The 20,052-nt window shown below is 40.9% G+C and carries 23 protein-coding genes and 1 pseudogene; 3 read left to right on the top strand and 21 right to left on the bottom strand.

The features are described 5' to 3' along the window. Positions 1 to 155: 155 nt before the first annotated feature. Complete coding sequence (gene eno / locus DW959_RS02770; protein ID WP_118615376.1) at positions 156 to 1,451, bottom strand: phosphopyruvate hydratase; 1,296 nt, start codon at positions 1,449 to 1,451, stop codon at positions 156 to 158. Positions 1,452 to 1,890: 439 nt separating this feature from the next. On the opposite strand from eno, the gene DW959_RS02775 reads away from it, so the two are divergent. After that, positions 1,891 to 2,442, top strand: a complete 552-nt coding sequence (locus tag DW959_RS02775) for a DUF3793 family protein (protein WP_118615348.1) — start codon at positions 1,891 to 1,893, stop codon at positions 2,440 to 2,442. Between the two features lie 149 nt (positions 2,443 to 2,591). Further along, entirely contained in the window at positions 2,592 to 3,014 is a 423-nt protein-coding gene (locus DW959_RS02780) for a flavodoxin (protein WP_118615350.1), read from the top strand. A gap of 159 nt (positions 3,015 to 3,173) precedes the next feature. Here DW959_RS02780 and DW959_RS02785 read toward each other — a convergent pair whose 3' ends face one another. The 12 genes from DW959_RS02785 to DW959_RS02835 form a co-directional block, all read right to left on the bottom strand. Next, positions 3,174 to 4,133 (bottom strand): hypothetical protein, encoded by a 960-nt coding sequence (locus DW959_RS02785; protein ID WP_117808186.1) that lies wholly within the window; start codon positions 4,131 to 4,133, stop codon positions 3,174 to 3,176. Between the two features lie 247 nt (positions 4,134 to 4,380). Continuing rightward, complete coding sequence (locus DW959_RS02790; protein WP_118615352.1) at positions 4,381 to 6,156, bottom strand: oleate hydratase; 1,776 nt, start codon at positions 6,154 to 6,156, stop codon at positions 4,381 to 4,383. A gap of 221 nt (positions 6,157 to 6,377) precedes the next feature. After that, positions 6,378 to 6,959, bottom strand: a complete 582-nt coding sequence (locus tag DW959_RS02795; protein WP_165853015.1) for a TetR-like C-terminal domain-containing protein — start codon at positions 6,957 to 6,959, stop codon at positions 6,378 to 6,380. A 516-nt stretch (positions 6,960 to 7,475) separates the two neighbouring features. Next, positions 7,476 to 7,976, bottom strand: coding sequence for a DNA-deoxyinosine glycosylase (locus DW959_RS02800; RefSeq protein WP_117822272.1), 501 nt, complete (start codon positions 7,974 to 7,976; stop codon positions 7,476 to 7,478). Between the two features lie 181 nt (positions 7,977 to 8,157). Next, complete coding sequence (locus DW959_RS15020; protein ID WP_347475309.1) at positions 8,158 to 8,313, bottom strand: hypothetical protein; 156 nt, start codon at positions 8,311 to 8,313, stop codon at positions 8,158 to 8,160. Beyond that, positions 8,307 to 8,801: an MmcQ/YjbR family DNA-binding protein gene (locus DW959_RS02805; protein ID WP_347475310.1), complete on the bottom strand. Its 495-nt coding sequence runs from the start codon at positions 8,799 to 8,801 to the stop codon at positions 8,307 to 8,309. The genes DW959_RS15020 and DW959_RS02805 overlap by 7 nt, the downstream gene beginning before the upstream one ends. After that, positions 8,802 to 9,374, bottom strand: coding sequence for a cytidylate kinase-like family protein (locus tag DW959_RS02810; RefSeq protein ID WP_117822274.1), 573 nt, complete (start codon positions 9,372 to 9,374; stop codon positions 8,802 to 8,804). A gap of 38 nt (positions 9,375 to 9,412) precedes the next feature. Then, positions 9,413 to 10,096, bottom strand: coding sequence for a GntR family transcriptional regulator (locus DW959_RS02815; protein ID WP_117822275.1), 684 nt, complete (start codon positions 10,094 to 10,096; stop codon positions 9,413 to 9,415). 103 nt (positions 10,097 to 10,199) lie between these two features. Next, on the bottom strand, positions 10,200 to 10,892 hold the full coding sequence (locus tag DW959_RS02820) for an LrgB family protein (protein ID WP_021943648.1): 693 nt from the start codon (positions 10,890 to 10,892) through the stop codon (positions 10,200 to 10,202). Next, positions 10,885 to 11,256, bottom strand: a complete 372-nt coding sequence (locus DW959_RS02825) for a CidA/LrgA family protein (protein WP_008402058.1) — start codon at positions 11,254 to 11,256, stop codon at positions 10,885 to 10,887. The genes DW959_RS02820 and DW959_RS02825 overlap by 8 nt, the downstream gene beginning before the upstream one ends. Positions 11,257 to 11,557: 301 nt before the next feature. After that, complete coding sequence (locus DW959_RS02830; RefSeq protein ID WP_117822276.1) at positions 11,558 to 12,391, bottom strand: RNA methyltransferase; 834 nt, start codon at positions 12,389 to 12,391, stop codon at positions 11,558 to 11,560. A gap of 48 nt (positions 12,392 to 12,439) precedes the next feature. Continuing rightward, on the bottom strand, positions 12,440 to 13,342 hold the full coding sequence (locus DW959_RS02835) for an NAD-dependent epimerase/dehydratase family protein (protein ID WP_118615354.1): 903 nt from the start codon (positions 13,340 to 13,342) through the stop codon (positions 12,440 to 12,442). 376 nt (positions 13,343 to 13,718) lie between these two features. On the opposite strand from DW959_RS02835, the gene DW959_RS02840 reads away from it, so the two are divergent. Further along, positions 13,719 to 13,958 carry a DUF6061 family protein gene (locus DW959_RS02840; protein WP_117822338.1) on the top strand — a complete coding sequence of 80 codons (240 nt, stop codon included), beginning with the start codon at positions 13,719 to 13,721 and terminating at the stop codon, positions 13,956 to 13,958. A 101-nt stretch (positions 13,959 to 14,059) separates the two neighbouring features. Here DW959_RS02840 and DW959_RS02845 read toward each other — a convergent pair whose 3' ends face one another. From DW959_RS02845 to DW959_RS02880, 8 genes and pseudogenes are all read right to left on the bottom strand, one after another. Continuing rightward, positions 14,060 to 14,929, bottom strand: coding sequence for a hypothetical protein (locus tag DW959_RS02845; RefSeq protein ID WP_117822278.1), 870 nt, complete (start codon positions 14,927 to 14,929; stop codon positions 14,060 to 14,062). A 121-nt stretch (positions 14,930 to 15,050) separates the two neighbouring features. Further along, a pseudogene (locus tag DW959_RS02850) lies at positions 15,051 to 15,884 on the bottom strand (serine protease); the annotation flags it as partial. Then, positions 15,857 to 16,363 carry a hypothetical protein gene (locus tag DW959_RS02855; protein ID WP_242997301.1) on the bottom strand — a complete coding sequence of 169 codons (507 nt, stop codon included), beginning with the start codon at positions 16,361 to 16,363 and terminating at the stop codon, positions 15,857 to 15,859. The gene DW959_RS02855 and the pseudogene DW959_RS02850, both read right to left, overlap by 28 nt. 395 nt (positions 16,364 to 16,758) lie before the next feature. Beyond that, entirely contained in the window at positions 16,759 to 16,896 is a 138-nt protein-coding gene (locus DW959_RS14090; protein ID WP_181983881.1) for a hypothetical protein, read from the bottom strand. A 23-nt stretch (positions 16,897 to 16,919) separates the two neighbouring features. Further along, positions 16,920 to 17,504, bottom strand: coding sequence for an SOS response-associated peptidase family protein (locus tag DW959_RS02865; RefSeq protein ID WP_012744277.1), 585 nt, complete (start codon positions 17,502 to 17,504; stop codon positions 16,920 to 16,922). A gap of 42 nt (positions 17,505 to 17,546) precedes the next feature. After that, positions 17,547 to 18,149, bottom strand: coding sequence for a hypothetical protein (locus tag DW959_RS02870; protein ID WP_015514507.1), 603 nt, complete (start codon positions 18,147 to 18,149; stop codon positions 17,547 to 17,549). Positions 18,150 to 18,590: 441 nt separating this feature from the next. Next, positions 18,591 to 18,860, bottom strand: coding sequence for a winged helix-turn-helix domain-containing protein (locus DW959_RS14405; protein ID WP_243023314.1), 270 nt, complete (start codon positions 18,858 to 18,860; stop codon positions 18,591 to 18,593). Positions 18,861 to 19,053: 193 nt separating this feature from the next. Further along, positions 19,054 to 20,010, bottom strand: coding sequence for a peptidase S11 (locus tag DW959_RS02880; protein ID WP_012744280.1), 957 nt, complete (start codon positions 20,008 to 20,010; stop codon positions 19,054 to 19,056). Between the last annotated feature and the right edge of the window lie 42 nt (positions 20,011 to 20,052).

The following is a 20,052-nucleotide window of genomic DNA, read 5'->3' on the forward strand; positions in this document are numbered from 1 at the left end:
TTTTTAACATAATATGACTTGTTTAAAATTATACCACCCGGCAATGAAAAACTCTACTTACAGGTCTTATTTTACATATAAAATATGGGAGACGCAAAGCTTACGTCTCCCATAGCATTTATTCATATTTTTTTGAGGAAAATATATGACAATAATTATTTTACATTGAAGGCTTTCATCCCAGGATATACAGCTGAAGCACCGAGCTCTTCTTCAATTCTTAAGAGCTGATTGTACTTAGCTACACGCTCGGATCTGGATGGTGCGCCGGTCTTGATCTGGCAAGTATTTAAAGCAACTGCAAGATCTGCGATCGTTGTATCTGCTGTCTCACCGGATCTGTGCGATGAGATAGCTGTGTATCCGGCCTTGTGAGCCATCTTGATTGCTTCCAGTGTCTCTGATACAGAACCGATCTGGTTTAACTTGATCAGGATACTGTTACCACAGCCAAGCTCGATACCCTTTGCAAGTCTCTCGGTATTGGTAACAAAAAGATCATCACCAACTAACTGTACCTTATCTCCAAGCTCTGCAGTCAGCTTCTTCCAACCTTCCCAGTCTTCTTCATCCAGACCATCCTCGATGGAGATGATCGGATACTTCTCAACCAGTCTCTTCCAGTGAGCGATCAGCTCCTCTGATGTATATACAGTACCAGCCTTTGGCAGCTTGTACTCGCCAACCTTGCCTGTCTTCCACTCGGATGAAGCTGCATCCATCGCAATCTTGAAGTCCTTGCCCGGCTCATATCCGGCTTTCTTTACTGCCTCAAGAATTGTCTCGATTGCTTCTTCGTCGGATGCAAGTGCAGGTGCAAATCCACCTTCATCACCAACAGACGTAGCAAGTCCTCTTTCTTTTAAGATGGCCTGAAGTGCATGGAATACTTCTGCACACCATCTGAGACACTCTTTGAATGAAGGAGCACCAACCGGCATGATCATAAATTCCTGAACATCCAGACCGGATGATAATGCATGGCATCCACCATTGATAATATTCATCATAGGAACCGGAAGTCTGTTGCCGCTTACACCGCCTAAGAAACGATATAAAGGTACATCCAGTGAAATAGCTGCTGCTCTTGCTGCTGCGATTGATACGGCAAGGATTGCATTTGCACCCAGATTTGACTTGTCCTTTGTTCCGTCTGCCTTGATCATTGCCTGATCTACAGCATATGTATCTGATGCATCCATTCCAACTAACATATCATTGATCGTTGTATTGATATTCTCTACTGCCTTTTGGACGCCCTTGCCGCCAAAACGGTTCTTGTCGCCATCACGAAGCTCCAATGCTTCAAACTCACCTGTTGATGCACCACTTGGAGCTGCGCCACGTCCAACTGTACCATCTGCAAGAATAACTTCTGCTTCTACTGTAGGATTTCCTCTGGAGTCGATAATTTCTCTTCCGATTACTTTTTCGATTTCTAAATAATTCATCATGCTTTGATCCTTCTTTCTGGTGACAGCTTCTGTCCCGGATCCGTCATTGCATCCGGGTGCATACCCTGTTTTCAGCAGTCAGGGATGCATATAGAATGGAGTCACACGATTTATTCACAAGATTTTTGGTTAGTTTCTGCTAACCATTTATAAAAATACCATGCAGAAGCCTTTTCCGTCAACAAAAAACGGTCGAATTTATTGAGAATTTCTATCACATTTTTCGCTTGATTTTTACAGGATCAGACCGTATAATGCACCCATGAGTTAGATATGTCTAACCAGTAGATTGAATGATTTACAGAGTTACGGTGCATACTAAAATTTGATATGCAACGTTGCTTTGATGCGAGCGTACCAGCACTGCATATAGCTTTAGGATTTTTGAATATTGCAGAATATTTGTCGGAATCGATGCAAAAAGGAGATTGTGATTATGTTTGAGGAATATCTGATCAAGCATTGTTCGCCTACCTTGGCTTCCTTAAAACCAGCCAGCCTGTTTTTATATTATTTTATGTCAAAGGATGAATTATACGAAAGCGTAGCCGTCTGGGATGCACAATTTCAGAAAAAAGGAATCCGCATAACAATCCTGCGGGAAAATACTGACACTGCTCTGATCTATGTCTACAGACCGGAAGCCATGATCCGTGAACTGTCAAGACCGGAGATCAATGTCTTTCTTTTGAACATCGGATATCCGTCCGGCACGGTCGACCAGCTGCTCGCCGAGCTACGTATAAGGCTTCAGGCATCAACGGAATTTCCTCATGAGATCGGTGTATTTCTCGGTTATCCGTTACAGGATGTTCTTGGATTTATCAAGAACCACGGAAGCAACTGTAAGGGCATGGGAGACTGGAAGGTATATGGTGATCTGGGTGAGGCTCAGAAAACATTTGCAAAATTTAAAAAATGCCGGGAAATCTATGCAGATCTCTGGCATCAGGGACGAACCATCTGGCAACTGACAGTTGCTGTATAAGTATTTAGAAAATTGCATCCGCATAGTAAAATGATTATTTATGCAAACGACGTTCACATAACAAAAATGAATATAGGAGATTTCTGCATATATTTTCAATGCAGAGATCTCTAAATATAAAATACATGAATTATAAGGAGGAACCTACTATGAGTAAGGTTGCAGTTGTATATTGGAGTGGCACAGGTAACACAGCATTAATGGCACAGGCTGTTGCTGATGGTGCAAAAGCAAAAGGAGCAGATTGTGATCTTTTAACATCTGCAGAATTTACAGCTTCCATGTTAGACAGCTATGACGCTGTTGCATTCGGATGTCCGGCCATGGGTGCTGAAGTCCTGGAAGAAAGCGAATTCGAGCCAATGTTTGCAGAATGCGAACCGGCATTAAACGGCAAGAAGATCGCCATCTTCGGTTCTTACGGCTGGGGAAGCGGCGAATGGATGGATACCTGGGAAGCCCAGTGTCAGGCTGATGGCGTTGTATTTGCAGCAGCTCCACTGATCTGCCATGAAACACCGGATGAAGCAGGTCTTGCTGATTGTACCGCACTTGGTGAAGCACTTGTTTAATAAATAATAATACACATCTCTAAACACAACCAAAACACAGGAATCTGCCATGTGGCAGTCCTTCCGCTTGTACATTATCGTACAATCCAACAAATGCTCTGGCAAACCACACCTCTGCCAGAGCATTTATTATATTTATAGTTTCTGTTTTTATATGTTCTATTTCTGACTCTTCTTTAATGTTGCAACAACCTTGCCTTTTACATTGATGATCTTTACAGTTCCATCTTCATAACTTGCTTTTTGATTGCTTTCTGCAAACATAATATATCCCGGACATGCTGCCAGAACATGTACCTTCTTCTTGGATGACTGGTAGATCCTTTTCTTGGAAGTTCTGCCCGTACTCTTTCCATAATAAGAATCTCCAAATTTATAAATGGAATTTGAGCTTTTTCCATTTTTGATCAAAGTACCATACTGATATCCTCTTACAGTCAGGCTCTCATTAAACTGCATATCATCAAAAGCTCTGACAAATGCATTGCAAACCGTTTGATTTCCTGCCGGGTATTTCTTTTTATGCTTATATTTTGTGTCAACGGAATAGGATTCTGTCATATACGGAAATACACTGTAGAAATATTTGCCCTTATAATAGAATACCTTTCCATTTGCATCATCTTTTACCCTCATGTGACGCTTCTTATCAGTTCCGTCCAGTTTCATAGAACATAAACCGGAATGACCATAATAAAGTCGGTTGTTTTTCATAAAACCAAGTCTTCCATTTTTACAGATCTGTTTTGGCTTTGAACTTCCATCAGCCTTGATCTTATAGATACTCATCTGGCTGTCCTGATAAAGGTTGTAATACAGATATCCTTTGTGTACCAAAACTCCACTGACACCATCACTCTCTACAACATACTTTGCAGTCTGTTTTTTCATATTATACGCAAGTACACCCTTTGAGGTTTCTATGTAGAGATAGTCACCTGCATGATACAGTTTTCTCGCTGATACATGCTTTACGGTTGATGCTGCTTCCAGTTCCGCCGTCTGCTCCGTCTCAACGTCTGTTGCTGCCAGACTTACATTGGAACCTGTCACATTCATTACTCCACACAGTACAAATGCGATCATTGCCAATACTACTTTTTTTAAATGTCTTTTCATTCATTTTCCTCCTGATTTTTTATTCCTTCCTTCTGCAGATTTTGCAGATACCTGTATTATATCACTGCATATAAAAAATAAATATATAAATTTGTCATGCATGACAGTTTATCCGTCATGGTCTGCATTGTCCATATAAAAAACATCTGCTGATCCATAAACTATATAAAGTCCATACATCAGCAGATGCTTTGTTTTCTTTCACTATATTATATCGTGAGACTTTCTTTATATACAGATCTTGTATTTATATCGCTCCATGCTCCCGCAGCAGTTTCTCGACATCGGTTCCTTCTACCGCCTTTAAAAGCTCTTTCATCGCGATCTTTTCTTTCAGACCAAGCTTCATATCTGTGATCTTTCTTCCATCCCGGATCGCCACTGTCGCATTTAACAGGTCGCGGACATCATAGACACTGCCCCAGACCTCCGGCACACCACGATCGATATTCAACAAAGTATATACTGCTTCCATACCTGTCCGGATCGAATACTCGGTTGTAAATATCGTATCTCTTGCTGTCTCGGCAAACTGTCCAAGGAATGCAAAATTGACCGCTCCCTCCGGTACGACATCCGGACGGTCGCCCTTCTCACGCGGCATGAAAAATGCCGTGATATATGGCATCATAACCGGCACCGTATTTGCGCTGTGTTCGGCAAGCTCCGGTATTTCCTCCTCCGGTACCCCGATATGATAGAGCCATTCCTCGCAGATCTCCTTACCGGTGCATTCCCTCATGGTCTTCTTTACATAATCACCCGGTTTATTCGAGAATAAGCCATATACCCATACAAGCACCTGTCCCTTTGGCTGATTACGGAACTGCGGCTGACGATTGATCGTCCAGGAAAGCAGCCATTCGGAATCTCTCGCAGTCACAATACCACCTGTAACTACCTTGCCTGAGAGCGGATCTCTCTTACAGATCTTCTTAATATACGGGAGAATCTTTTCATCTAATGTCGTCACCGTTGCGCTCATCCAGTTTGACTGCTCCGGATCGTAGCAGAATTTGTCCGGATGTCCAAAGGATGGATCCTGTGCTGCGATCTTCCTCCACATATCCCATCCGCCACCCTCACGGATCTCGGTCTTGAATTCAGCCGGTTTGTTCTGACTTCCGTATGAAGAATTCTCCACGCAGCCGCCATTTGTGATAAATACCAGATCATTCTCGGTCAGATCGATCGCATCTGCTTCACCGTCACGGATAATATCAATCTTCTTTGCCAGCTTTCTTCCTGCTTCGATCTCGAATTCCACATTTATAACCTTGGTATTATAATGGAACACCACACCGAATGATTCCAGATATTTTACCATCGGAAGAATCATGGACTCATACTGGTTATATTTGGTAAAACGAAGTGCCGTGAAATCCGGCAGTCCTCCGACATGATGGATAAAACGCTTAATATAGAGCTTCATCTCAAGTGCAGAATGCCAGTTCTCAAATGCAAACATCGTCCGCCAGTACATCCAGAAATTAGAATTAAGCACTTCTTCATCAAAATACTCATCGATCCGTTTATTATATAATTCTTCATCCGGGGTAAAGAACAGCTTCATGATCTCCATTGCACCCTTATCGGACAATCCGAACTTCTTATCGGTATGTGCATCCTGCCCCCGATTCTCAGTTGCCCGACACAAAGAATAGTTTGGATCTGCCTTATTCAGCCAGTAATACTCATCCAGTACACTGACACCCTCTGTCTCGATGGACGGAATCGAACGGAACAGATCCCACATACACTCAAAATGGTTATCCATCTCACGTCCGCCACGCATAACATAGCCGATATCGCTGTACTGATAACCATCACATGCACCGCCCGGAATCGGGTCTTTCTCCAGAATGTGCACATGCGAGCCTTTCATCTGTCCATCTCTTACCAGAAAACAGGCTGCCGCCAATGCACCAAGTCCCGAACCTATAATATATGCCGATTTCTGATCCACACCCGCCGGCTTCTTCGGTCTGGCAAATGCTTCATAATTTCCACTTGCGTAATACATACGAATTACCTCCAATCTATACAGCCTGCCCGCAAACAGACCGGTTATCTCAAAAACTGTCTTTATTATAAGATTCCCCGTTTTTGCCCTCAATAAACAAAAAAAGTACCGTGATAAAAATATATTCACGGTACTTGTTCTGTCTAAAATTTTATCATTTCCCCTGTTTTGATGGGATAACCGGTCTGAAAATAAGACACATTGTTTTTTCAATGTATCTGTCAGCTCTCTGTTTTTTTGTGAAAGGCATCCGTCCGAAATGCTTCCAGTGCTCTGGTAATATTATCATGCATCACCAGTCCCATCTTATCCACGATCACATGTGGATCCTGCTTCATGCCATTCTCAATCCATTCAAGCAACACACCGACAAAGGAGCATTTGTAAAAATCAGCAATGAACTTCTTATCTTCATCCCGCACCTGCATATTCTTCGCCTTATCTTCGATGACCTTGATCATCAGATCATACGTCAGACTGTACAGATATTTTTCTACCTGATCTCTGCTGATCGAATGATATGCATTCATCATAAATGTCTTATTCTCGCTCACCGCTTCAAAGATACGAAGGAAGCCTTCCTGCCAGGTATCATAGGTTTTATTCTCACCCAGTATCCTCGTTGCATCCTCCACACACACCCACTCTACCAGATCATAGATATCTTTAAAATGGTAGTAAAATGTCATCCGGTTAATACCACAATCTTCTGTAATATCGGTTATTGTGATCTTGTCAAGCGGTTTCTTTGTAAGAAGCTTCTTCAGTGATGCTTCCAACGCACGTTTCGTTATCTGAGACATTTCCTTGTAACCTCCGCGTCTATTGTTCATCAGAAAAAAAGTTATCCTTACTATACCATACCCACCAGAATTTTGTAAAATTAAAAATAAGCTAATGGCATGAGAAAATTCCTCATGCCATCATCTTATATTTTACACGCAAAATTCTGGTCTGGATGTGGTATATCATACAAAAAACGGCCGGTCAACTGTAACATACAGAGACCGGTCAAACGAAAAAACAATCTATATCATTCAGGGTGTGAAAAAAGCCCTACAGAAGGAACTGTTTCATATGATGTTACAAACAGATAAAACCGCCATGTAACATGCTTTTATGCAAGGACTACATTATCGGAAGCTTCTATTTCTGCTTTCTTTGCATCCTCCCTGATCTCAACAAATGCTGTATTGTCGAGAGCCTCTTCTGCAATACTTACACAGTTTTCTGCGATACGGTTGATGTTGTCAAGTGTGTATAATCAATGTAAAATTTTATTCTTTTTTATATCAGTCAACCTATATTGTAAAATGCTTTTACAAATATCTTCCTAACTCCTGCTTCCATATTTCTTCCAGTCGTTCCAGCGAAAACGCTGCATTTGCCGGGCTTGTCGACGGCAGTTCGATCATCGGAAGATCAATATGTTCCGCCTGATATTTTTTATATAATCTGCCCGCAGTCTTTCCATTTGTAAAAACTGCCTGTATCGGGGCATGTGTTACAATGCTTTCAATATCTGCAGGAACAACATTTCGGATACTGCTGTCACTGGAACCGATGATCTCACAAGCCCGGATCACATCATAGACCGCCACATGACCGGCAAGCAGCATCCGTTTTTTCTCTTCTATCGTCAAGGGTTCCGGTACACCAAGTACAGCTGCCACTACCTTCCAAAAACGGTTTCTCGGATGTCCGTAGTAGAAGCCCTGCTCTCTGGATTTCACCGATGGCAGACTGCCAAGAACCAGCACCTGTGATTCTTCATTATATACCGGAGCAAATTCATGCTCTACATACTGATATTCTGACATTTTTATTTCCTTTCAAATAAAGAATTGCCTGCAAATCTTACACATTCAAACGGAATTACAAAATAATTAACTTCCACTCCGTAAAATATGCATCCGCAAAAATGACTTGTTTTCTGTTTCAAATAACCTTTGTATTTGAACGGTCATTTCCTGCATATAAATCATTTTTCACTTTATATTTTTATATGATTTCTCCATCTAAGATCTTTATTCCAAATCTCTCCATATCCACCCGTCCATCGACAACTGTAACTCCATCTGCCGTCAATCGATCTGCCTGTACATTCTTTCCGCCAAATGCAAATGCTCCGGATAATTCACCCTTTGCATTTACCACACGAAAGCAGGGAATGTGCTCCGGATCCGGATTCTTATGAGCGCATTTCCCACTGCACGCGCCATCTTCTTATCCCCGGCAAGCTCCGCGATCTGACCATAGGTTGCAACCTTTCCGGCTGGAATCTTTTTCACAGCCTCATAGATTCTCTTTGATGGACTGGTTGTCACCAGATCATAACTCTCTGCGATCATCCGTTTCACATCCTGATCCGGAATGCTTCCATCCAGAATGATCGTATTCCAATGCTCCTTATTCTGATGCCAGCCCGGTATCACCGAGTCAAACGCACTCCGCCAGAAATCCCGCCATTCCGGATCGACCTTTACGTTCAGATTAATATATCCGTCTCTCTCATATGTCCACAGAAATACCTTCTTGCTTCCTTTCACACGCACCAGTTGCCAGTTCGGATCATGAAATGGCGCCTGCTGATATGTATCAGGAAAAGACAGTCCATATGCCAATGCTTCTTCCCTTGTTGTCATTTATTTTCCTCCAACCTGCTTTACATAGTCTGCGATCATCTCTGCTGTCTTATCCACGCCCAGACGGACCGCATCCATACACAGGTCATAATTTTCTGCATAGCCCCATTCTTCTCCGGTATAATATCTGTGATAGCCACGCCGTTTCTCATCTGTCTTTTCAACAAGCGCTATAGCCTTTCGCTCCGAGATTTTATGCTTTCCTGCGATATGATACGCCCGCTGCTTCTTATCTCCGCACAGAAACACCCGGACAGCATCCTTATCATCCCGGTAGGCATAATTCGAAGCACGTCCTATAATAATAAAACTCTGTCCACCAAACATTGCTGACAATGCCCGTTTCGGTGTATCATACTGATTCTTCGGACAGAAATCATCGGCGACAGAACTGATCATCGCATTTACCGGCTGTTCCCCAAAATACATCGGATATTTCTCATAAATCTTTTTTTCTTTTGCAAGTGCGATCAGTTCAGGCTTTGTATAAAACGGAATCCCTAACAGCTCTGATAATTTTCTTCCGATCTCATCTCCCGCACATCCACACTGTCTTCCAAGTGTTACGATCATACGCTCTTACCTCCTTCTTATATATTATCTCTACTCATCTACAATGCAAGCATCTGGCTGATCAGATGATAATGCCCGTCTACCGCCGCTTTCATGGCTACTTCATCACGTTCCAATACACTATTATAGATCTGCTTGTGATAATTAAGCAAGTTTGCCTTTTCTTTTATATTCACACGACGCAGCACCAGATCGATCCATTCCCGGTAAACGATCATAACCGCCTCCATGATCATTGAAAACAGTTCATTCTCTGTCGCCCGGATCAGCAGTTCATGAAATTCCTTATCCACGCTAACCAGTTCGGAACCATCCGCCTGCTCCATCCTTGCCAGATTATCCTCTAGAAGCACCTGACACTCAAATGGTATTCCTTTCTCGATCAGCATACTGCATACAGACTTTTCCATTGTACAACGGAACTCACAGACCTCGGATTTCGTGATACTGCCAAGTGCCAGCATCATCATAAGCATTTGACGGATCGACTCTCCGGCATTTTTTGATATATAATTTCCCGATCCCTGTACGCGTTCGATCATTCCCATGCCATGCAGGATACTGAGTGCCTCTCTGGTCGAATTTCTTCCGATTCCCAACGTCTCCGCTATCGTACGTTCGGTCGGAAGCTTGCTTCCGATCTGCAAGGTTCCGTCCTGCATCAGGCTGTAAATATATTGAATTGCTTTTTCATATTCTGATGTAACATGTTGTTTTTCCATACTCGTCTCCCTGACTATCAATAAATTTCGTTATTTCTATATTTTGATATCTGATCTGTAAATTTGAAATAAACCCCTGCATTTTATAATGCGGCGTATATAACTACATAAAATGCGCAAATAACGACGAAAGCACAACCGTAAGAATACCGGAAACCGCAATCGCCAGACTGCTCATTGCACCTTCCACTTCACCGATCTCGATCGCCTTTGCCGTTCCGATCGCATGAGATGCAGATCCAAATGCCAGACCCTTTGATATCGGTTCGGTGATTCGAAAAATCTTGCACACTAATTCACCAAATATATTTCCAAGAACACCCGTTACGATAATAACCGCAACCGTAATCGTTACATATCCACCCAGTTCTTCTGAAACACCCATACCGATCGCTGTCGTGATAGACTTCGGAAGCATCGTTACATAATCCTCATGTGTAAGTCCCATGATCTTTGACAATACAAACACCGTACAAAGACTTGTCACCACACCGGCAACAAGACCTGCCATAACCGCCTTACAGTTATGCTTCAGCAGTTCCCACTGTTCATAGAGCGGGATCGCCAGACATACGGTTGCAGGGGTCAACAGCCAGCTTAAATATTGGGCGCCTTCATTATAAGTATCATAATCCACCCTGCTCACAACCAGTACCAGGATGGTAACTACAATCGAGATCAGCAACGGATTAAATATTCCCAGTTTGAATTTTTTCTTTAATATCGACCCGATCAAATATGAGATCAGGCTAAGTGTAACTCCCGCAAACAGGGAGTTTTCAAAAAAATCATGCATCCTCTTGTTCCTCTTTCTTCCTGTCTTTTCTGATGATCCACTGTGACAGTCTGCCTGTCATCGCCATAACCGTAATGATCGTAACGACCGTGATCACACATACCGGAATCAGCACCGGCTTCAGCGTTCCCCAGCTAACCATCAGACCAACACCGGCAGGAATGAACATCAATGGCATGATCTCAATTAAGAATTTTCCTGTCTCCTTCACCGCTTCTAACTTGATCCAACCCGTCATCAGGCATACAAATAAAATCGCCATTCCATAGATGCTTGCAGGAATCGGCAACGGTAATACATATTTGAGCAGTTCCCCGATAAATGAAATTGCAAGAATGATTAAAAATTGTCTAATATACTTCATTCAAATATCCTCTCTACATTTTTTATCCTTTTTCGTTTGAACTATACTTTTTCATATAAAAGAAATTGGTAGCACCAATTCAGTGCTACCAATCATTATACTGCCATCTTATTATTTGTCAATTTATTATTTTACCAAATCGGCATCAATATATTCCCAGCATGTTTTCTTGCGGGCTGCTCCCTTCTGCGACTGATGCTATAACTTTCCAGATGAATACTATTTATTCCTGTCAGCGGTATCTCACCTGCCAGAAGACCACCCTTTCCTGTCGTCGACGCACAATCTTTACAAACGGATACTACTCCTGCCGCTGATGTCCCAGCTGCCAGAAAGCTACCGCTCCTGCCGCCGCTACGTTAAGTGAATCCACACCATGTGCCATCGGAATCATAACCGTATAATCGCAGTCAGCTATCGTATCTCCGGCCAGCCCATCGCCCTCTGTACCAAGCACAACCGCCAGCTTTTCCTCACGATTTAACTGCGGATCATCAATTCCTACACTATCTTCCCGAAGTGCCATTGCCGCCGTCTTAAAGCCCATTTCTTTCAATGTCTTCATTGCCTGCTCCGGCCAGATACCATCCTTCTTTGACAACATTGTCCACGGAATCTGGAATACCGTTCCCATACTCACACGGCTTGCACGCCTGTAAAGAGGATCACTGCAGCCACCGGTCAATATCACCGCATCCATTCCAAGTGCTGCGGCACAGCGAAACAACGCTCCCACATTTGTCGGATTGACCACTTCTTCCAAAATAGCGATCCGCTTCGCTCCCTGACATACCTCCTCTATCGTTGGCAATGTCCTGCGGCGCATCGCACACCAGAGTCCTCTTGTCAGATGATAACCGGTAAGCTTCGTCAATATCTCATCCGGTGCAACATAGATTGGAACATCCTCCATCCGATTCAGAATCTCCTCGGCCTCTGCAAGCTGTCCCTTTTCTGCCAGAAAAGACACCGGTTCATATCCACCATCTAACGCCCGCCCGATCACCTTCGGACTCTCAGCAATAAACAGCCCTTCCGCCGGTTCATAGATTGTTGCAAGCTGCCGTTCCGAGAGTTCCGCATAAACCACCAGCTCCGATCGATTCAGATCCGCTACTTCTATTATCTCCATCATAATTCCTTCCTGATACACACGCTTGTCATTTTATTATGTCAATTACCTTTATACCAAATTGGCATCGATATACTTCCAATATGGCTTCTTGTTTACCTCACCTTCATGCTCTATATACCAATTTGCAGCCTCCTGTAACCCGGCATCCATTGACATCGTCTCCGGATATATCTTCTTCTGCCGGGTCACATCAAGACAGTATTCATAATTATAAAAGCTGAAATAATTTCTCTGCTCTACTGTTTCCGGTACCGATACGAATTCCGGTACTTTATCAAAGCAGGCATAACATTTGATAACCCAGTCGCTTATCGATATTACATTTTCATTTCCGACATTTAAGATATGATCAGTTGGGCGCTTTGTAATTAATACTTCCATCAGCCTGCACAAATCTTCCACATGGAAAAACTGTAATTTCATCTCACCGGCTTCCGGCAAATAAAATTTTCTGTCTGCCATTGCACAGTCAAATACAAACGCCTCCCGATAGACGTTGTCCATAGAACCATATAAATATGGCGGTCTTAAAATATAACCATCCGGGACTCTCTCCAACAGTGCATTTTCTGCTTCGATCTTATCTGTTCCATATTTTCCCCAGAATTTATTTACTGCTCTTTCAGAATCCTCAGGAAATGGCTGTACACCATACTCCGGATATACCGCACTGGAACTGATCATTATATATTGATCAAAAGAGTCCAGCGAATTATGTAAATCAATTATGTCTTGTGCATCATAAGCGGTTATGTCGGCAACAACATCAAAATGCAGATTCTTCAGCTTATCCCCTAAATTATGCCTGTCGCTTTCAATCAGCGTCACGCCCTTAACCTGCGGTTTTGAATTACGGTTCACTACATAGACATCATATCCATGCTCTACAAAATACTTTGCTGCATACTTACTGACAAATGTGGTTCCACCGGTAATCAAGATTTTCTTCATTGATATCTCCTTTTCTGCTGCACAGGGCTTGCTTATAAGCCCACCCAATTGTTTGCATCTACAAAGTAACATACCGGTAATTTCATTGTCAATATTGCTGCTAATCGATAAACAAAAAAATACCCGGAAGAGTGCAAACACTCTCCGGATATTTTTTATTTATCTAATCTTCTCGTTACTTACGCGTAGATTACTCGATGATTGTAGCAACACAACTGTTAATATCACAACTTGTATTGTTCTGAATATTTCTAGTGATATTTCATTTCATAAAATAGTACATTTTGTGATTATTATATCTATTTCGAAAGTTTTTCAAGTCCAAAATAAGCCCATGGGCTTTTTACCTCCAATTAAAACGAAAGGACTGATAACAATGAAATTGATACACGCAGAATATAACCCGATGCACAACAGCATCGACATTAACCACTATAACGGCTACATCCTCCGGCTTGATTGTAATCAGGCAGAATCAGGAATACGGACCACGCCTAATTCTCAACGGTGCCTAAATGCTCTGGCGATTGATAATCCACTGAAATACGCCCTGCTTGCACTGGATGGCGAGATTCAGGCATGGGTGAATGCGGAGGATAGTTTGGAAGCGTTTTAATGCGTAAATATATCGGATACCTTCAATTTCAGGAAGTATCCGATATATTTTTTTACGCTATATCATATATGTTCCGTTTTCCCGATAACTGCATTTATCACTTAGATTTCTCCATATACAATCTGCTTGTATGTTTTATTATTAACCAAAATCCGATTTGGAGAAATAACCGAAACATTTACTCCATTTTTATCTCTCTTCTTTTTAGTTATGTCTCCGTATGCAATAACCATAATTTTATCAGGGTATTTTTCTACTAATTCTTTTACCTTTGATATGTATATTTCAAATTCTTCCATCCCAGCCGACAGTTCATTCGAATAGAAAGCCTCCGGAAAAGCAATGTTTACGGTACTATGCTTTGTCGCCAAGTTAAAATATGCAAATTCTCTCTTGTTCTTATCCTCTTCTAACTGGACATTACTTATAAATCCATAAACCGATTTTCTACATCCAATATCATCCGTACTTATATATTCAGCATCCTCATAACGAATTCTTGGCATATATTCACTCTTATTGCCATTTTCATCACCTTCAAATACTACAGCTTCATCCTCGCCAATTGCATCGACCTCCATACTACCATTTGACGGATCAATTATATCTTCGTCAGAATATTGTCTAAGTAAGCCCTCCATTTTTCTTTGTAATCGGCGCAAAATAGTTTCTTCACTAAGTTCTATGCTTTCATAATAAGCACTTAGCTTTTTCCTTCCCATTTTGCCCTTATAATCAACATGATAAGGACAACCTTCTTTATGTAAGTGCCCCTCTTTATTCCATGTGCTAAAGAATTTAACATTATTTTTTCTTTCTGTGAATTTGATTCTAGCCGGACATCCCTTTATACAAGTCAAATGCCCTTTGTATTTTGTTTCATAGTCATTTTTATCTAAATCCCCGCAATAAATTTCCTTTTTAAAATCCCCTTCGACATTTGACCTTGCAAACATAATTTTTTTTGCCATGCACAATAAACTCCTTTCTCCTACAAAATTGTTACTCACAATTTTTTATTTGTAATAACATTCTTATTAAATTATACACTTTTGTTTATTACACACCTACAATAACGCATAACAATTCTAGTTATTCAAATGTAATCTCTTCCTCGGCTTTAACATAAACATCAACCTGTGTATGCACATCAAGTCTGGAAACAACCCATCCTCTCATCATACACATCTTTATAAAGTCATCTATTCTGTTTTCACCATTCATTTCTCGCAAAGTTACAACAATACCAAATTGCAACCCTCTTCCGGCTTTCGGATCAAGTCTTTCTTTTGTTTTAATACTTAGTCCCCACATTCCCGATCGATACGCCTTGCGTGGACGACCATTTTCTTTTAACGCCTCGCTAATATGCTTGACATTATCCCACTTACGATACAATTTTCTCGCATCTTCTTCATAGATTGTATTGAGACCTTCTTCTGCTTGTTTATTATAATCTATAGCTTTAATTACTGCTTTTCCCTTCTGCTCCGCAATTCTTCCAAAATGAATATCCATCTCCGTTGATGTATAATCAACACCTTGGTTTCGATCGCTTTGCGGGAAATAAGCAAGTGTAGCCTTTGCAAAGAAGGGATGTGCATTCATATCTTGTGGAACCGGAATATTATACGTATATACTTCATACTCATCTATGCTTCCAGACATAATAAATCTTATCTCATCCTCTCGAGAATACAAAATGTCCTCTATCCTTTTGGGTACAATGCCATATCCTTTTTCATATTTAATAGTATCCTGTCGATCCCATCCTGCCGCAGAATCAATTATTAAAGCTTTTGCCACTTCACGGCTTAAACCCATAACATGTATAAGATACGCCATTTTGCGAGTTATCCAAGGTGCCGCAAACGATGTTCCGGTTACAGTTGCCTTACCTAAAGGTTCACAAACAACGATTTTGTCAGGACCATCTCCACCATAGTAACAAACATCAGGCTTATTCCTAACTCCTGCTGTACTTCCACATCTGTCTTATTATAATGACTGCAAAAACAAGAATGAAGGATCTCACTGAGCATCACACCATTCGGTGCATAAAACTTCACCAGTGTCATTCCACGATAGATCATATCTGACAAGCCGTAAATGATCATCAGGTTATTCATTTCCCGGTGCATCTTTGGCACATTCAGCTGATTGTTATAAATACTCAGATAACTCAACGCATATGCCATATCTTCATTGATCTTCTCCTGACACTCCATATCCAGTTCTTCCAATACAACCTGGTTTTCTAAAATCAGTTTCTGGTAGCTTGTCATCAGTTCTTTAATATCAGTATAATGTCTTTCGATCGTTACTTCCAGATAATTCTGTGCATGGTTTGCCATCTGGAAGGTAATTTCTTTCATTGATTTAATTGCATAATCTCTATCTGTCATCAGTTTCAAAATCTCCTTATCATCATCACACTAACTGGCGGTCTTTCAGACCAGTTCGCTTTCCCCATGATTTTGATGGGAAGCAATTACTTACTACAATTTGCAGAAGCGGATATCCAAAAGGCATTGTGGGAGCTGCCTTTGCTGACCGGAATCCATCTTCTTATGTAAAACCTGCAGGAATATAAAGGGAAAGTGACTATCCCTGCCGGTTAATAATCCATATAATATCGTCTATACCTATCTCTCCTTATGCTGTTTTTCTCTCCATAAACCATTTATCCACTTCATAGAATAAATGGCTTTCCTGTCCCTGTATCATACAGGTGTACATCATTCCTACACCGCCTGCCTTTCTGCTGGCGCATCGCTCGATTTTCAAAATTCTGTCGATGTTATATTTTCTTCCATCCTCCCATGTAAAAAATATTTTCCAGATCACACAACAACATTACCGGAACACTATTATCTTTTGCAATCTTTTCAATGATCGCAACCACTGGGCAGGCATCTGCATCAACAAATATTTGCATCTTTCTATTTCTCCTCTGAACCATTATAAGAATAAGCTCTGCTGTTCGTATTCTGCCTCTCGTTTTAGCTGAACCGGTACCTGATGCAGAATTTGCTCCATTTTCCTGTCATCGAACCAATCTTTCAGCTGTCCTTTTTCCAATATCAGCGGCATACGATCATGTACTTTTATCATAGATTCATTGGCTGCTGTAGTCATAATCACAAATCGTCGTTCATTCTCAAACCAATCACAGAAGCCAGCCATATACAATACTGGTGCATCATATCTGGAAAATGTATTTTTCTCTTTTAACCGATTCCATTCATAGAACCCACTTGCCGGTATCAAAATGCGGTGATAGAGGATTCCATTTCGAAAAGAAGGTTTGTCCATAACAGATTCTGCTCTTGCATTTATAACCAGATTCTTTCCTTGTGACAATGGATATCCCCACTTGCAAACATCCAGTTTCAATCCATGTTCTGATTTTTCAATGATCGGTGCTACATTGGTTGGAAAGATATCTCCTGCAAAATGTTCCTGCCGGATCCGTTGGTCTATATCATGCACTACTTTTTCGATTTCATCTGCCATATCAGAATCAATATAATATCTACCACACATAATACTTCCTTCACTTATAGATTCTATTTCATCAAATATACATCATTTATTTCTAGGCACTTTAAACTCAGTTAATCTATAATTTTGAATCCACCCCATACATTCTTCACCATCTTCATTCTCCCAAATTATCTGTCGCCACTTTTTATATTTATCTATAATTCTAACAACTTTCCCTTCCTCAAGCTTTTCAATTACAATCGAATGGCAGTCATGCTTCAGTCGTACAATAGATTCTCTATTAACGATTCTATATTTAGTCGTATTTAGCTCCTTCGCATCATATCCCATTCCAACGATGTAATAATTATTGACTTGTTGTGTATAATTGTAATTATTTATCGTTGTTGCTGAAGAATTCGTAACTCCCAAAACAACTGATATAATCGTAATAATAAAGTTCAGCCATTCTCGTATTTCTTTAACATCTATCGTTCGTTTTTCTTCTATTGGCAAATTCTGCTTCTCTTTATTTATCGAAAGATTCGTTGCTCTTTCATATTCCGATGCAATAGTTTCTGACACCGTATCAATATCCCATTCTTCGGATTCTGAGAAAACTTGATCGGTAACTCTTCCCAATAAATTTATATGAGGCTTCTGGCATAATGGTGGAAGCCTAACACCATAAATTAACAACACCATATTGAAAAAACACTTGTGTCCTTTAATGTATTAACTGCGAAGAAAAACACAAAAGGAGTATTCACAAGTGGCTTCAGTTAATACATTATGCAAAAGTGTCCTTAATGTCAAGAACACAGTTATAAAAAATTGTAATCTTTACTCTGATAAGAATGGAGTTAAACATATTCGTATCCAAGCAAGACCTAATAAATGGCACGAGAACGACTGCCCATTCTGCCATAAATCATGCCCTGTTTATGATAAACATTCCAGTAGTATAATGCCGAGATATTACGAAGATAACTCGTAGAAAATGCAAAGTCCAGTCGCAAGTTTAGACACGATATTGCTCTTAACAGTCGTATAAAAACAACATTTGCAGGGATTTATCAAATTCCGACATACCGTCTTAGAAAATGAATAATCCCTCGCAATTCATTATGAACTACGAGGGACTGCTTACTGACTGTTAAAGCGGTAGCCGATCTCACGAACACTATCTATGGAAAAGTGAGAGTTTGTATCACAAAGTTTTTTACGAAGATTCCGAATGTGAAAGCCTACGGTATCCTTTTCATTGCCTGCTGATATTTCGCCCCACACCTTATCATAAATCTGCTCGTATGTAAGAACACGACCTTTATTGGCTGCGAGCAAGCAGAGTATATCGTACTCTTTGACGGTCAGTTCAATTTCCTGACCGTTATTGATAACTCTGCGCCGGCTCAAATTGATTTCTAAGCCGGAAAGGGATAATGTCGGCTCATATGAAATCTCTAATTTTCAAAATCAGGGTGCTGTTTTACAAAAGCCAGCATATCGTCAAAGGCTGTTGAGTCTTGTGCTTTGAACTCCATTATTACGATTCGTCCTATATTATCACCCCCCTTGGTTAGTTTTTTTGTCTTGGACAACATAAGATTTATTGCGTGAGATAATACGATTCATCAATCGTTTTCAGAATAAAATTCACATCGTCATAACGAGAGGAATCGGACTGAGAGCCTAAACTGCATATCAAAAACTCTTTTCCGTGCTGCTGATAAAGCACAATCAAGTTATAGTCGTCAGACAGAGAGCCAGTCTTAATTCCGCATACATTTTCGTTGTAATATTCGGATGTCGGATCAAGGAAGGCGTTTGTATTCTGCCATATTTGTGTACTGCCATCAGGCAGTGTTGCCGTATAAGTGTTTTGAGATACAATTTCTCTAAACCACGAGTATTCCAACAACCGATATACTACTTCTTTCAAATCTAAAGTGGTGGTAAGTGCCTCCATATCAAAACCACTCGGATCATATAAAACTGTGTCTAAGTACCCCTGCTGTTGCAAATGCAGGTTTAAGTTCTCCATGAAAATCCTCACACGCTCTTGACAGCTTTCTGCTTGCGGCGAAAGTAATCCTCCACAATAATCAGCAACCACATAAGCTGCGTCATTCCCTGACGGTACTAACATTGCCGCAAATAGATTGTGTAAAAAGTATTCTTTTTCCTTGATTTGAGCAACAGACGAGCCAGGTTTCGTGAGTGAAATAGCACCATAGTCTGCAACAACGATACTATCAAGGTCTGCTAAAGTTGACGCATACTCAATAACAAACAGCTTGGCTAAACTTGCAGGAATTTGTGGCTCGTTCTCGTTTTTTGAAACAAATATTTCATCATCAGAACAATCCACCAAAATCAGCGATTTTGCATTATAAGAGTCAGGAAAATCTTCTTTGTAGAGAAAACCATTTATTTTATTCTTTACCTCTCTGAAATTTTCCGGCTGCATTGCCCACGGCACAAACATTATACCTATGCCGATACAAACTACAAGCAAAAACAAAAATACTCCAAATCGTTTTTTCTTACGGCGTTTTCTCTGCATATATGTGCTCACCTCCCAACACCAAAACTCCTATGTGCCATT

Origin of the sequence: Clostridium sp. AM46-21 (genome assembly GCF_003480025.1) — a bacterium.
GTDB classification, from domain to species: domain Bacteria; phylum Bacillota; class Clostridia; order Lachnospirales; family Lachnospiraceae; genus Coprococcus; species Coprococcus ammoniilyticus.